The sequence below is a fragment of the Dactylosporangium sp. NPDC006015 genome (assembly GCF_040614215.1).
GTDB classification, from domain to species: Bacteria; Actinomycetota; Actinomycetes; order Mycobacteriales; family Micromonosporaceae; genus Dactylosporangium; species Dactylosporangium maewongense.
On the sequence record NZ_JBEXUD010000017.1, the window covers coordinates 196,045 to 208,220 of the forward strand.

Annotated in this window: 16 protein-coding genes; 10 read left to right on the forward strand and 6 right to left on the reverse strand. The window is 69.7% G+C overall.

The features are described 5' to 3' along the window. Window positions 1-88: 88 nt before the first annotated feature. The 3 genes from ABZ321_RS29070 to ABZ321_RS29080 all read left to right on the forward strand — a co-directional run bounded on the left by ABZ321_RS29070 (window position 89) and on the right by ABZ321_RS29080 (window position 1,291). A complete protein-coding gene (locus ABZ321_RS29070) occupies window positions 89-295 on the forward strand; it encodes a hypothetical protein (RefSeq protein ID WP_344510008.1) in 207 nt (68 codons plus the stop codon). Window positions 296-383: 88 nt separating this feature from the next. Then, the gene (locus ABZ321_RS29075; RefSeq protein WP_344510006.1) at window positions 384-854 is read left to right on the forward strand and encodes a hypothetical protein; all 471 of its coding nucleotides are present in this window, start codon (window positions 384-386) and stop codon (window positions 852-854) included. A gap of 41 nt (window positions 855-895) precedes the next feature. Further along, entirely contained in the window at window positions 896-1,291 is a 396-nt protein-coding gene (locus ABZ321_RS29080; RefSeq protein WP_354896978.1) for a hypothetical protein, read from the forward strand. An 18-nt stretch (window positions 1,292-1,309) separates the two neighbouring features. Here ABZ321_RS29080 and ABZ321_RS29085 read toward each other — a convergent pair whose 3' ends face one another. Further along, window positions 1,310-1,765 carry a helix-turn-helix domain-containing protein gene (locus ABZ321_RS29085; RefSeq protein ID WP_344510003.1) on the reverse strand — a complete coding sequence of 152 codons (456 nt, stop codon included), beginning with the start codon at window positions 1,763-1,765 and terminating at the stop codon, window positions 1,310-1,312. A gap of 74 nt (window positions 1,766-1,839) precedes the next feature. Here ABZ321_RS29085 and ABZ321_RS29090 point away from each other — a divergent pair, with 74 nt between their 5' ends. Together ABZ321_RS29090 and ABZ321_RS29095 are read left to right on the forward strand one after the other, a co-directional pair. Further along, on the forward strand, window positions 1,840-2,523 hold the full coding sequence (locus ABZ321_RS29090) for a DUF899 domain-containing protein (protein ID WP_354896981.1): 684 nt from the start codon (window positions 1,840-1,842) through the stop codon (window positions 2,521-2,523). After that, window positions 2,516-2,908 (forward strand): PPOX class F420-dependent oxidoreductase, encoded by a 393-nt coding sequence (locus tag ABZ321_RS29095; protein WP_354896984.1) that lies wholly within the window; start codon window positions 2,516-2,518, stop codon window positions 2,906-2,908. Before ABZ321_RS29090 ends, ABZ321_RS29095 begins: the two co-directional genes overlap by 8 nt. Window position 2,909: 1 nt before the next feature. On the opposite strand, the gene ABZ321_RS29100 is transcribed toward ABZ321_RS29095, so the two are convergent. After that, window positions 2,910-3,218 carry a hypothetical protein gene (locus ABZ321_RS29100; protein WP_344509997.1) on the reverse strand — a complete coding sequence of 103 codons (309 nt, stop codon included), beginning with the start codon at window positions 3,216-3,218 and terminating at the stop codon, window positions 2,910-2,912. A gap of 110 nt (window positions 3,219-3,328) precedes the next feature. Between ABZ321_RS29100 and ABZ321_RS29105 the strand changes: the two genes are divergently transcribed. Together ABZ321_RS29105 and ABZ321_RS29110 are read left to right on the forward strand one after the other, a co-directional pair. After that, a complete protein-coding gene (locus tag ABZ321_RS29105; RefSeq protein ID WP_354896987.1) occupies window positions 3,329-4,003 on the forward strand; it encodes a hypothetical protein in 675 nt (224 codons plus the stop codon). Between the two features lie 134 nt (window positions 4,004-4,137). After that, complete coding sequence (locus tag ABZ321_RS29110; RefSeq protein WP_354896990.1) at window positions 4,138-6,096, forward strand: translation factor GTPase family protein; 1,959 nt, start codon at window positions 4,138-4,140, stop codon at window positions 6,094-6,096. A 15-nt stretch (window positions 6,097-6,111) separates the two neighbouring features. On the opposite strand, the gene ABZ321_RS29115 is transcribed toward ABZ321_RS29110, so the two are convergent. Continuing rightward, window positions 6,112-6,729 carry a hypothetical protein gene (locus ABZ321_RS29115; RefSeq protein WP_354896993.1) on the reverse strand — a complete coding sequence of 206 codons (618 nt, stop codon included), beginning with the start codon at window positions 6,727-6,729 and terminating at the stop codon, window positions 6,112-6,114. A 40-nt stretch (window positions 6,730-6,769) separates the two neighbouring features. Here ABZ321_RS29115 and ABZ321_RS29120 point away from each other — a divergent pair, with 40 nt between their 5' ends. Then, complete coding sequence (locus ABZ321_RS29120; protein WP_354896996.1) at window positions 6,770-7,528, forward strand: class I SAM-dependent methyltransferase; 759 nt, start codon at window positions 6,770-6,772, stop codon at window positions 7,526-7,528. Between the two features lie 191 nt (window positions 7,529-7,719). On the opposite strand, the gene ABZ321_RS29125 is transcribed toward ABZ321_RS29120, so the two are convergent. Beyond that, the gene (locus tag ABZ321_RS29125) at window positions 7,720-8,154 is read right to left on the reverse strand and encodes a hypothetical protein (RefSeq protein ID WP_354896999.1); all 435 of its coding nucleotides are present in this window, start codon (window positions 8,152-8,154) and stop codon (window positions 7,720-7,722) included. Between the two features lie 86 nt (window positions 8,155-8,240). On the opposite strand from ABZ321_RS29125, the gene ABZ321_RS29130 reads away from it, so the two are divergent. Continuing rightward, window positions 8,241-8,909, forward strand: coding sequence for an SMI1/KNR4 family protein (locus tag ABZ321_RS29130; protein WP_354897002.1), 669 nt, complete (start codon window positions 8,241-8,243; stop codon window positions 8,907-8,909). A 222-nt stretch (window positions 8,910-9,131) separates the two neighbouring features. Here the strand turns inward: ABZ321_RS29130 and ABZ321_RS29135 are convergent, their stop codons facing one another. Further along, entirely contained in the window at window positions 9,132-9,551 is a 420-nt protein-coding gene (locus tag ABZ321_RS29135) for a hypothetical protein (RefSeq protein WP_354897005.1), read from the reverse strand. Between the two features lie 316 nt (window positions 9,552-9,867). Next, entirely contained in the window at window positions 9,868-11,073 is a 1,206-nt protein-coding gene (locus ABZ321_RS29140) for an IS110 family transposase (protein ID WP_354897008.1), read from the reverse strand. 475 nt (window positions 11,074-11,548) lie between these two features. On the opposite strand from ABZ321_RS29140, the gene ABZ321_RS29145 reads away from it, so the two are divergent. Continuing rightward, window positions 11,549-12,001: a transposase gene (locus tag ABZ321_RS29145; RefSeq protein WP_344509983.1), complete on the forward strand. Its 453-nt coding sequence runs from the start codon at window positions 11,549-11,551 to the stop codon at window positions 11,999-12,001. The last annotated feature ends 175 nt before the right edge of the window (window positions 12,002-12,176 follow it).

The following is a 12,176-nucleotide window of genomic DNA, read 5'->3' on the forward strand; positions in this document are numbered from 1 at the left end:
CCGTCTCGAGACGGGTGTGCCCGGTCCCGCGAATTCGTACGGTTGACGCATGACCGCTGCGAAGTGGTCGTTCACGAGGGGGAATTCGATGAGGACGAACGAGAACGCGTGGAGCGGGACCGTCGCGAAGAAGTCGCGCGGGCTGCTCGACGGCTCCAACCTCTACCGGCGCTTGAAGGTCCGGCTCGACGACGGGACACACGTGGACGTCAAGGTCGACCGGGACCTGTGGAGCCAGCTCGAGGTCGGTGACCGGGTCGTGAAACCCGAAGGCGGGCAGCCACGCCGCGGCTGACCGGTCCACGGAAGTCGTCGGCGGTCTATGTAGGGTGGTCTCGACCGAATGGTGCCGAATGCCATGCGGAGAGCCGAAGGAGCCCGAAATGTTCAGAGGACGGATCCTGCAGGCAGGTATCGCGATCTGCGTCGTCGCCGCCGCCGTCCTCGGGTCGGGCTCCGCCGCCAGCGCGGCCCCGAGCAGCTTCACGGCCGCGTCCGTGCACGCGAACGGCGCCGGCAAGATCGGTGTCGAGGCGATCGGGGGCATGAACTGGGGCAACCGGTCCGTCACCCTCACCTCGGTCAAGTTCTACGCCAACGCCGGCGAGTGCGGCTACTTCCGGGCGGAGGGCTACCAGGGAAGCACGTTGATCGACTACAGGTACGCACCCGTGACCGGCAACGGCAGCTACTGCGGTGGGACCACGGGCAAGTGGTTCACGATCGGCACCTTCACCCTGGACGCCAGCACGACCCCCGGCGGCATCACCAACGTCGAGATCATGGTCGTCGACCAGACCCACAAGGGCTCGGCGATCATCGACTGCTACCGCAGCGCCGCGTTGTGCCTCTAATCAGTAGGCGCACATGACCGGGCCGGCGTTACCGTGCTGTGGTGATGGAGCCGGTCCCGGAGCTTGTCGAGCTGCCGCAGCCGAGGGCGCTCACCGAGGCGGAGCGCGCCCTGGTGGCTCGGCTGGTGGAGTTCGCCGGCGTCGCTGAGCTCGGCGAGCAGGTCGCGACGGCGCGCGTGGTCTCCACCTGCCGGTGTGGCTGCGGGTCGGTAGGGCTGCGCAGCGACGGACCGCCGGTTCCCGCGGCCGCGGTCGCCCGGTTGAGCGCCAACGGGCGCGACGACTACTTCGCCGTGTCGGCGTCCGGCGGGGGCGACGTCAGCGTCGTGCTGCACGTCGGCAGCGGGCTGGTCGTCGAGCTGGAGCTCTTCGCGGGCGAGGATGTCCAGGTCACCGCGCCGCGCGCCGACGGCCTGACCGGCCTCTGGATCGGCTGACCGGACGCGCGGGGCGGGTCACCGGGCTGCGCCCGGGCCTGGGAGGACGTCGACGTCGGTGGCCCGCATCGGGGTGCCGCAGTGGGAGCAGTGCAGTTCGGCGTGGGCGATCTCGCCGCAGGCGTGGTGGCGGTACAGGACCGGGGGGCCGGCGTCGCCGGCGGTCCAGCGGTCGCCCCAGCCGACCATGACGAGCAGCAGGTCGCACAGCTCCTGGCCCTTCGTGGTCAGCACGTACTCGTGCCGGGGCGGGCGGTCGGAGTACTGCCGGCGGGCCAGCACGTCCTGCTCGACGAGCCAGGCGAGGCGCTGCGTGAGGACCTTGCGGGAGATGCCGAGGTCGTCGTGCAGCTGGTCGAAGCGGTTGATGCCGACGTACACGTCGCGCAGGATCAGCGGCGACCACGGCTCGCCGATCACGTCGAGGGTGCGGGCGATGGAGCACGCCATGCCGGCGAACTGGGTGCGCTGCATTCCACCACTATAGGTTCCCTCAGGAGACTCTGTGCGATAGAGTTTCCTCAGGGAACCTACTGAGGGAGGTCGTCATGCCCCTGCCCGCGGTCGTCACTCCGGCGGAGTGGCAATCAGCGCGCGACGCGCTGCTGGTCAAGGAGAAGGAGCTCACCCGCGCCCTCGACCGGCTCGCCGCCGAGCGCCGGCGGCTGCCGATGGTGCGCCTCGGCACGCAGTACCGGTTCGCCGCGCCGGACGGCACCGAGGTGGGCCTGACCGACCTGTTCGCCGGCCGGCGGCAGCTCGTCGTCTACCACTTCATGCTGGCGCCCGGCCAGGACTGGCTGTGCACCGGCTGCAGCACGTTCACCGACAACCTCGCCCCGCACGCGCAGGCACACCTCGCCGCCCGCAATACCAGGCTCATCCTCATGGCCCGCGCGCCACAGTCGGAGATCGAGCCGGTCCGGCGCAGGATGGAGTGGACGGTCCCGTGGTACTCCAGCCACGGCAACGACTTCCACGCCGACCTGGGCATCGAGGGTTTCGCCCTCAGTGTCCTGCTCCGCGACGGGGACGAGGTGTTCCGTACCTACGCGACCACCGGCCGCGGCGTCGATCGGCTGCGCCTGGACTTCAACCTGCTCGACCTCACGCCGTTCGGGCGGCAGGAGGCCTGGGAGGACTCGCCGCCCGGCTGGCCGCAGACCGAGACCATGGGCTGGCTGCGCCCACACGACGAATACGACAACGAAGACGGAGACCACCATGCCTGAGCTCGACGCCGACGTCGCCCGCCTGGTCGAGGACGTCAACTACGCCCACATCGCGACGCTGCTGCCCGACGGCTCGCCGCACTCGGTGCCGGTCTGGATCGACCGGGAGGGCGACCAGCTCGCCGTCCTCACCGGGCCGGGGTCACGCAAGGCCCGCAACGTCGCCCGGGACCCGCGGGTCGCCATCTCCATCATCGACCACGCCCAGCCGTACGCGACCGCGCTGATCCGCGGCCGCGTCACGGAGGTCCTCGACGGCGACGACGCATGGCGGGTGATCGACCGCATCGCCGTCAAGTACACGGGCGCGCCCTACCCGCTGCGCAGCGACCGGGTGGTGCTGCTCATCGAGCCCGACCGCGCCCAGGCACCGTCGTTCGGGTAGGTCAGCGGGTGTCGACCCAGACGCGCACGATGGTGTGGCTCGCGCAGCTGGTGTAGGACACGGCACCCACCGGCGCCCAGTTGCCCTGGCAGATGATGCCGCCGGCGCCGGGCATGAAGTGCTGCTGCAGCATCGAGACGCGGTGTTCGCCGGTACCGCCGGTGCACAGGCTCTGCGCCCAGTTGGACCCGTACGTGACGGTGCAGTCGGTCGGGGCGGCGCTCGCCGCTCCGGCGGTGGCGGCCAGCGCGCCCGCCGTGAGCAGTGCGCTGAGGGTGACCGCGGTCGCGAGCCGTGCCTTGGTGCCCATACCCACCTCATCTACTGTTAGGAATGTTAACGGTCGGACTGTAACGCCTCCGTCACGCGCCGTCTAGACTCATCCATGTCAATGTGCGGCGGCGTGTCATGATCGTCCGCATGAGCGAATGGGCCTACAACGACCGCCCCTCCGGCGTCCGGTTCCTGCCCGACGAGGTTGCCGAACCCGAGCGCAGCGAGATCGAGGACGAGATCTGGTCCTGGATCGTGCAGGGCCGCGACGACGCCGCCAGGTTCGTCGACTACTTCGACGACGACGAGCAGCGCGCGGGCCTCACCGACGAGCAGCTCGTCGCCGCCTACGAGCGGGCCGTCTGGGCACGGCTGGACCAGCAACGGCAGTGGGGTCCCGTACAGAGCAACCTGACCGCCGCGTTCACCGAGCTCAACCAGCTCGGCGTCGTCGCGCGGGAGAACTTCAGCTGCTGCGGCACCTGCGCGTCCGGCGAGATCGACGACGAGCGGGACGACTCCCGGCACTGGCACGGCTTCCTCTGGTACCACCAGCAGGACGCCGAATCCCTCGCCGCCAGCGCCAACGGCTCGGTCTACCTCGGCTACGGCGCCTACCCGCCCGAGGACTTCGACGAGGACGCCTACGAGGCCCTGCCGAAGGCCGAGCAGGAGGCCTCGTACAAGGCGGACCTGGAGCGCTTCCTGGACGACCTGGTCTTCCCGGTGCTGCGCAAGCACGGCATGCGCGTCGAGTGGAACCGCAAGCAGTCCACCCGCATCCTGCTCACCGGCGCCCAGTGGTACGCCCCGCTGGATTGAGCTAAACCGGTTGCGGCGACACCGTGACCGGGCGAGGGTGGAGGTAGATCCGAGAGCGAAGGAGTCAGGGATGCGAGCTGCGTCTGTGTTCACCCAGATGGCCATCACCGCCTATCTCGAGGACCTGACGCCCCTTGCGCATCCTGAATCTCGGCATCCTGGCGCACGTCGACGCCGGTAAGACCAGCCTCACCGAGCGGCTCCTGCACGCCGCCGGCGTCATCGACGAGCCCGGCTCCGTCGACGACGGCAACACGCAGACCGACACGCTCGCGCTGGAGCGTCGGCGCGGCATCACCATCAAGTCGGCGGTGGTGTCGTTCACCGTCGGCGACGTCACCGTCAACCTCATCGACACGCCCGGCCACCCGGACTTCATCGCCGAGGTCGAGCGCGTCCTGCACGTCCTCGACGGCGCGGTGCTCGTCGTGTCCGCGGTCGAGGGCGTCCAGGCGCAGACCCGCATCCTCATGCGGACCCTGCGCCGGCTTCGGATCCCCACGATCGTCTTCGTCAACAAGATCGACCGTGGCGGCGCGCGCGGCGACGCCGTCCTGCGCGAGCTCGCCCGGCGGCTCACCCCGGCGATCGTGCCGATGGGCGCCCCGGCCGGGCTGGGCACCAGGGCGGCGGACTTCGTGCCGGCGCCGCCGCCGCTCGACGTCCTCGCGGAGCACGACGACGACCTGTTGTCGGCATTCGTCGACGGTACGGCGGTGCCGCGCGAACACGTCCTGCACGCGCTGACCACGCAGACCCGCCGGTCCGAGGTCCACCCCGTCTACTTCGGCTCGGCGGTCACCGGCGCCGGCCTCGACGCGCTCACCGCCGGCATCGTGACGCACCTGCCCGCGGCCGAGGGCGACCTCGACGCGGCGGCGTCCGCCAGCGTCTTCAAGGTGGAACGCGGCCCAGCCGGGGAGAAGATCGCATACGTGCGGATGTTCGCGGGCACCATCCGCGCCCGGGAACGCGTACACCTGCCGAACGGAGAACAGAAGATCACCGGCATCGCCGTGTTCGACGACGGCGGCGCGGCCGAGTCAGGGGCCCTCACGGCCGGACGGATCGGCAAGGTGTGGGGCCTCGGCGCCGCACGCATCGGCGACCGCATCGGCGAGCCGCACGGGACGGCGGCACACCACTTCGCGCCGCCGAGCCTGGAATCGGTCGTCGCGCCGGTGCGTGCCGGTGACCGCGGCGCGCTGTACACGGCGCTCACCCAGCTCGCCGAGCAGGACCCGCTCATCGACGTCCGCCACGACGACGTGCGCGGCGAGACGTCGGTGTCGCTGTACGGCGAGGTCCAGAAGGAGGTCATCCAGGCGACCCTCGCCGAGGAGTACGGCATCGACGTCACCTTCCGGGACACCACGACGATCTGCGTGGAGCGGCCCGCCGGCACCGGCGAGGCAGTGGAGATCGGGCAGAAGGACGGCAACCCGTTCCTCGCCACGATCGGCCTACGCGTCGAACCGGCGCCACCGGGTGCCGGCGTCACGTTCCGGCTGGAGGTCGAGGCGGGCGCGATGCCGGCGGCGTTCTTCACCGCGGTGCAGGAGACCGTCACCGCCACGCTCCAGCAGGGTCTGCACGGCTGGCAGGTCGCCGACTGCACGGTCACGATGACCCGCTCCGGGTACTGGCCCCGGCAGAGCCACGCCCATCAGCAGTTCGACAAGAGCATGTCGAGCACCGGGCACGACTTCCGCAGCCTCACCCCGCTGGTCCTCATGGCCGCGCTGCGGAGCGCCGGCACCGTGGTGCACGGGCCGGTGCACCGCTTCCACCTCGAGGCCCCGGCCGACCAGCTCGGCGCGCTGCTGCCCGTCCTGTCCCGCCTGCACGCGGTGCCGTCGAGCACCGTCACGCACGGCGCGACCTGCGTCCTGGAGGGCGGCATCCCGGCGGCCGCGGTGCACGAGCTGCAGGTCCGGCTGCCCGGCCTGACCCGCGGCGAAGGCGTGCTGGAGTCCGCGTTCGACCGCTACGAACCTGTGCCGGGCCCGCCGCCGGCCCGCGCCCGGACCGACCACAACCCGCTCGACCGCGCCACGTACCTGCTGCGGGTCGTGCGCCGGGTCCCGGCGTGAGTCAGTGTCAGTGTGTCAGTGGAACACGATCGGGTGGCCGGACGCGATGCTGACGCGGCACGCCTCGTGCAGCGTCAGCCACACCATCTGTTCGGTCTCGAACGGGTCGCCCTCGGCGCCGAGCCGGTCGGCCTCCGCGTCGCTCAGCGAGCCGTCCTCGTCGAGCCGGACGCCGATCCGCGGGGCGACCCGGCGCAGCTCGTCGAGCAGGCCGTGGCTGGAGCCGACCATGCCGCCGCCCGGGCCCTCATCGAGGAAGACGGGATCCGCGATCGGCACCGGGACGTAGAAGCCTTCACAGTCGGAGTGGCACAGCAGGTGCGAGTCGAGCATCGACGCGGCGTCGTCGACGAACCCGTCCGCGTCCTTGAGATCGCCGTCGACGACCGGCGTCACCGGCTGCCCCTCGACGTGCAGCGCATACGCCCGCCGCAGGTAGTGCAGGCACGAGTAAGGGAAACTGCCCACATACGGCCGGGCCAGCCCGGTCGGCGGCGCCCCGTCCGGCGGCGTCCACGCATGCCCCTCCGCGGCGAGCGCGGCGGCGAGCCCCGCGAACTGCCGCCGGTAGTGCTCCTCCCCCTCCTCGTCGTAGCCGATGCACGGGTTGCCGACAGTCACCGCGAGTCCCATGCCCGCGATCATAGGGCCGCATTGTGTGAGGATGGCGGGCATGGTGGTGCGAGCGTTGCGGTTCGGGTCGGTGGCGGAGACCTACGAGCAGTTCCGGCCGGAGTACCCGTCAGAGCTGGCCGACCTGATCCTCACGTACGCCGGCAGACCCGTCCGCACCGTCCTGGAGATCGGCGCCGGGACGGGCAAGGCCACCCGCTGCTTCGCCCGCCCGGGCGTGACGGTCACGGCGACCGACCCCGACCCCGCCATGCTCGCCGAGCTGCGCAAGCACGTGCCGGCGGACGTCTGCACCGTACAGGCCGCGTTCGAGGACCTTTCGCTGGACTCGCGGCACGACCTCGTCTTCGCCGGCGCCGCCCTGCACTGGACGGCGCCGGCGGGCCGCTGGTCGCGGATGGCCGATCTGGTGGAGCCGGGCGGCGTCTTCGCAAACTTCGGCGGCCCCGTCCAGCTCGCCGACCCCGCCGTGGAGGCCGCGGTGCAGGCGGCCCGCGCCCCGTTCCTCGACACCGACGAGATCCCGTCCCCGGACGGCACGCCCCCGGAGCAGGCCATGCAGTGGCCCGGCACCGAGCTGCAACGCTCGGAATGGTTCCACGACGTGCGCCAGTCGCTGCTCCCCCGCCGCCTCACGATGACCGCCACCGACTACGTCGGCTACCTGTCCACCGTCTCGGCGTACCTGGAACTCCCCGAGCAGCCCCGGCAGCAGGTGTACGACCGGATCCTCCGCGCCCTGCCCCCCACGGTCGAGATCATCGCCGACGTCATCGCCCACCTCGCCCGCCGCCGGTAACCCCCGCCCCCGGTGGAGGCGTCAAGGACACTCCCCCGTCCCAGGCGCGGGCCAGCAGCACGGTGAGCAACTGGGCCACAGCTCGCGCCAGTTCGAATCCCACCGTCGGCCCCGAAAGGCCTGGCCGGTCAGTGAACCACTGTTCCGCTGCTCGCGCCTCAATTTGCGGCACGAGAGGTCGCTTGGCCGTGTCACCGGCGCCGAAACCACGCCCCGGTGCCACGGAGATGCGCGGCGCCCAAATATCCCAGCGCGAGAAGACCCTCCAGGCACGATGCCGCCAGCTCAGCCAAGCCGAGAACGCTGCCAGTGTGACCCGCCAGGTAGGACACGTCCCCCGGCACGGCCAGCAGCATGACGACCATCAGGACCGTCAGCACGATCCGGGCCCACCCAGCACCGGCGCGCATACGAAGTGCCAGCAACAACTGCAACGCAAGCACCACCAGAGCGAAACCCGCGGAACCGTACGCGACCTTTTCGCCGTGGCCGCCGGACAACAGGGCGATGTCGAAGAAGATCAGCACGGCGCTCACCCCACCGGCCACGATGGATGCGACGGCAAGCCAAAATGCCGTACGCACCGCAGCCGGCGGCCGGATCGGCGGGGTAACAACCTGCGTCATGGCCGGCCACGCTACTCCACTGGCTCCGCAACCACTGTCCCGTCGGGTCAGTGCGCCGTCGGCCAGCTCATAATCAACATGGGCTCATGATCGGCAGGCATGATCACATGCACGCTTTTCGGCTACGAGCGCGCATGTCCCGCAACGCCTGCCGCTGGGACGACGTACGCAGCGTGACGGTCACCGCCGAGCCGCAGGCCAGACCAGCGGCAGACTCGTGCATCCCTGGAGGTGTTGCAAGACTTGGGGCGGTGAACACAGAGGACCTCGTCGCTCAGGTGCATGACCTTCTCACCCGGGTGCCGCGACCGCCGGATGAGGCGGCAGCGGGCGGTGCCGACGACGCGGAGATCGCCGACCTGGCGCGCCGACTGGCCCTGACCCTGCCGCCCCCGCTCGTGGCGTGGTTGCGCGTGTGCCGCGGCGATTTGATCGGCCCCGGTGGCGTCTTCGGCGCCCGCGCCGACCGGCCGCCCATCGACATGGAGCACCGCAGGTCGTACCACCCCGGGTTCATCGACCGAGGCTGGCTCCCGGTCGCCGGCGACGGCTGCGGAAACACGTACGTGCTCATCACGCACGGCCCGCTCGACGGCAGGGTCGCGTTCATCGAGACCACCACCGATCCGGACCGCATCGACTACCTGGTCGCCAGCGACCTGTGGCACTTTCTTCGCTTCCTGCTGCCCGCGAGACAGGTGAACGAGGATGGCCATTCCACGCAGCGTTCGTGCAGTCCATCGATCCCCACCTGACCGACCCGGCGGGCCTACTGCCCTGGCGCACCTAACCGGCCGTCCATGGCAGCTCGGTCCGCTGGACGCGGGCACCTGCGCACGAGCGCCCAGCGGCAGATCCGCGCACGTGACCATGGGCTTGCGGCGTCAACCTCCCGGAAGAGCGGTGCGGAATTCGCACCACCGGCGTGGGCCGTCGGGCGATCGAGGACGGCTGCGCAGCCCCAGGCTGAGGCGTCATCAGTCCCGGCCGGCGAGCGACAGGGCGATGTCCAGCTCGTGCTGCTTGGCCGGGGACAGGACGCCAATCTTCTCGATCAGGAACTCCACGCTGACAGTCGTCTCCCAGGTGCAGAAGATTTTTCCGTCCTTGGGCAGCGCCACGCGAACCACGCCGCTCTCCCCCAGGCCCTCCTCGGCTCCGAAAAAGACCTCGATGCCGATGGCGCGTGCGTCCGGCCCGGCCTCCTCTACGATCCGGCGTCGCTCGTCGACATCGACCGCCTGCTCGCCAGACATCAGGACGAAACCGAGCTTCTGCGACGGAGTGGCGGGTTCGACGATCTGCATGGCCAGGAATTCCGGCCCCGTGCCCCCCGAGAGCAGCACGACGGGCCGCTTTTCGTCGATCTGAGCCCACCAAAGTTCGCCGCGCTCCACATGCCCTCCTCGCATCCGGTTCTTATCAGCATCGCCCCGAAATGAGATCACCAGTATCAGGCGCGTCCGGGTGCGCGCACATCGGCATGGTCGTGCGCACGATCGGCAGGTCCCGGTCTGTCAGGGCCGCGTACAGACCGTGACGATGGCTCGCGAGCCGCAGCGCCCGATCGGCGGCTGACTCGAAAATGCTCAGTGAGTGGGCAGGCGGCAGCACCGGGGCGGAGCTCCGGTGGCTTGTGGGATTACGCGGCAGCTGGTTGGTCTCTGGTGGTGAGGGTGACCTTCTGGCCGGTGAGGCGTTCGAGCTGGGTGATCAGGTTGTGTTGGTGGCGTTGGTGGTAGCGGGTGTCGTGGAAGTCGGCGCCGAGGTCGTGGTAGTGGGCGTTGGGTCGTTGAGTAGGTGCCAGACGATGGTGAGGATCGAGTTGCCGGTGGCGACGATGGCTCGGAGTTTGCCGCGGCGTCTGGACAGGCGTCGGTAGCGTTCGCCGAGGAAGGTGTCGCTGCGTGCCAGGACGGCGGTGATTTCGCCGAGGGTGCTGGCGAGCCAGGGGTTGCCTTTGCCGGTGGTGGCGGGTTTGTTCTTGCCGGCGGACTGGTTGGCGCGAGGCGCGAACCGGGCCCAGGAAGCCAGGTGCGCGGCGGTCGGGAACACGGCCATGTCCACGCCGAGTTCGGCGATGAGTTCCTGAGCGCAGGTGACGCCGATCCCGGTGATCTCATCGAGCTGGGTGACCTGAGCCTCGTATGGAGCGATCGTGGCTTCGATCGCTGTGCTCACCTCGGCGATGTCGGCGGTCATGGCGTCGACCCGGTCGAGCATCTTGGCGCACAGCAGCGCGTGGTGGTTGTCGAGGTGGCCGGTCAACGCCTCCCGTAGCTGGCTGATCTTCGAACGGAGCCGGCCACGCGCAAGTTCAGCCAGGACCTGCGGGTCGCGTTGCCCGGCGATCAACGCGGCCAGGATGGCCCGGCCGGAGACCCCGAACATGTCCGAGGCCACCACCGACAGTTTGATCTGCGCGTCCTCGAGGAGCTTCTCCAAACGCTGTTTCTCCCGGGTCCGGTCCCGGATCAGGCAACGGCGGTAGCGGGTGAGGTCCCGCAGCCGGCGGATCGGCTTTGGCGGTACGAAGCTCGGTGCGCACATGCCTCGCTCGACGACCTTGGCCAGCCAGACCGCGTCGAGCTTGTCGGTCTTGGGCCGGCCGGGCACGTTCTTCACATGCGTGGCGTTGAGTAGCCAACACTCGAACCCCTCGGCTTCGAGGAGATAGAACACCGGTTTCCAGTAGTCGGAGGTCGCCTCCATCGCCACGCGGGTCACCGCCAGTTCCCGCAGCCGGTCAGCCAGCCGCAGCAGCGCCCCAGTGGTCGTGGCGTACTCCCTAACCTCCTGACGTCGTCGGCCCGTAGCGCGGTCGTTCGGCACCCGGATGCACGCCATCAGGCCGGCCTTGCCGATGTCCAATGCGGCGACCCGCTCCACCAACTGGACTGGTTCGTCGATAGCTTCCATCCCGTTGCTCCTCGTCGTGCGGGCACAGACACCATCAGGTGGCTGCCCGCGGGGCCGAGGGACAACAAAGAGGCGGACTCGCGTGCTCAAGGCAACAATGCAGGGCCCTGGAACCGGCTCCCAGCGTCAGACTACTTGACGGTCTCATCGAACCAAGCCGCGACGACGTCGGCGGGCAACCACCCCCCAATTTTCCACCCCGCCAGGGCGTCCACAAAGGACACAAATGACTACTTGTTAACTGGCGGTACGACCGCAGCCCGGCCAGGCTTGGTCGAGATGACGGGGAGGATCGCTCTCTCTGCGGCTGCCCGCCGCGGTTTGGTGTGGCTCACTCATGCGCGGCTGTTCGACACCGCCCAGGGCCGCAAGACCGACCCGGCCGACGCGCACTGCGTGGCGGTCGCCGCGTTACGCGCCAGCGGCCTGCGGCCTGCGGCAGGTCACCGTCGCGGACACCACGGTCGCCCTGAAGTTGCTCGTCGACCGCCGCGACACGCTGGGGCACGCCCGGACCGACGCGGTGAGCCGGCAGCATCACCTGCTGCTCGAGCTCGTCCCGAGCGGGGCGAAGACGTTCCTGTCCGCACCGCAGGCCCGCGCGTTGCTCAACACCGTCCGGCCGCGGGACATCGTCGGACGCACCCGCCGGCAGCTGGCGTCGGAGCTGATCATCGAGATCGCCGTCATCGACAAGAAGATCAAGGCCGCGAACACCCACCTGACCGAGCTGGTCGCATCGACCGGCAGCACACTGCAGCAACTCAACGGGATCGGACCATCCGGCGCCGCTCGACTGTTGGGCGATATCGGGGACATCGACCGATTTGCCAGCCGCGACCACTTCGCGTCCTGGAACGGCACCGCACCCATCGACGCGTCCTCAGGCGATCAACACCGCCACCGGCTGTCCAGGACCGGGAACTGACGCATCAACCGGGTCCTGCACATCATGGCCATCGTCCAGCTGCGCAACGACACCGAAGGCCGCGCCTACTATCGCAGGAAGCTCGCCGCGGGGAAAACCTCAATGGAAGCCATGCGCAGCCTCAAACGCCGACTGTCCAATGTGGTCTATCAACAGATGGTCAAGGACGCACGAC

Excerpts from the sequence above, each read along its gene's own strand:
- ABZ321_RS29070 (WP_344510008.1), top strand. The coding sequence starts at position 89 with ATGAGGACGAACGAGAACGCGTGGAGCGGGACCGTCGCGAAGAAGTCG.
- ABZ321_RS29075 (WP_344510006.1), top strand. The coding sequence starts at position 384 with ATGTTCAGAGGACGGATCCTGCAGGCAGGTATCGCGATCTGCGTCGTC.
- ABZ321_RS29085 (WP_344510003.1), bottom strand. The coding sequence starts at position 1,765 with ATGCAGCGCACCCAGTTCGCCGGCATGGCGTGCTCCATCGCCCGCACC.
- ABZ321_RS29090 (WP_354896981.1), top strand. The coding sequence starts at position 1,840 with ATGCCCCTGCCCGCGGTCGTCACTCCGGCGGAGTGGCAATCAGCGCGC.
- ABZ321_RS29095 (WP_354896984.1), top strand. The coding sequence starts at position 2,516 with ATGCCTGAGCTCGACGCCGACGTCGCCCGCCTGGTCGAGGACGTCAAC.
- ABZ321_RS29100 (WP_344509997.1), bottom strand. The coding sequence starts at position 3,218 with ATGGGCACCAAGGCACGGCTCGCGACCGCGGTCACCCTCAGCGCACTG.
- ABZ321_RS29105 (WP_354896987.1), top strand. The coding sequence starts at position 3,329 with ATGAGCGAATGGGCCTACAACGACCGCCCCTCCGGCGTCCGGTTCCTG.
- ABZ321_RS29115 (WP_354896993.1), bottom strand. The coding sequence starts at position 6,729 with ATGGGACTCGCGGTGACTGTCGGCAACCCGTGCATCGGCTACGACGAG.
- ABZ321_RS29120 (WP_354896996.1), top strand. The coding sequence starts at position 6,770 with ATGGTGGTGCGAGCGTTGCGGTTCGGGTCGGTGGCGGAGACCTACGAG.
- ABZ321_RS29125 (WP_354896999.1), bottom strand. The coding sequence starts at position 8,154 with ATGACGCAGGTTGTTACCCCGCCGATCCGGCCGCCGGCTGCGGTGCGT.
- ABZ321_RS29130 (WP_354897002.1), top strand. The coding sequence starts at position 8,241 with ATGATCGGCAGGCATGATCACATGCACGCTTTTCGGCTACGAGCGCGC.
- ABZ321_RS29140 (WP_354897008.1), bottom strand. The coding sequence starts at position 11,073 with ATGGAAGCTATCGACGAACCAGTCCAGTTGGTGGAGCGGGTCGCCGCA.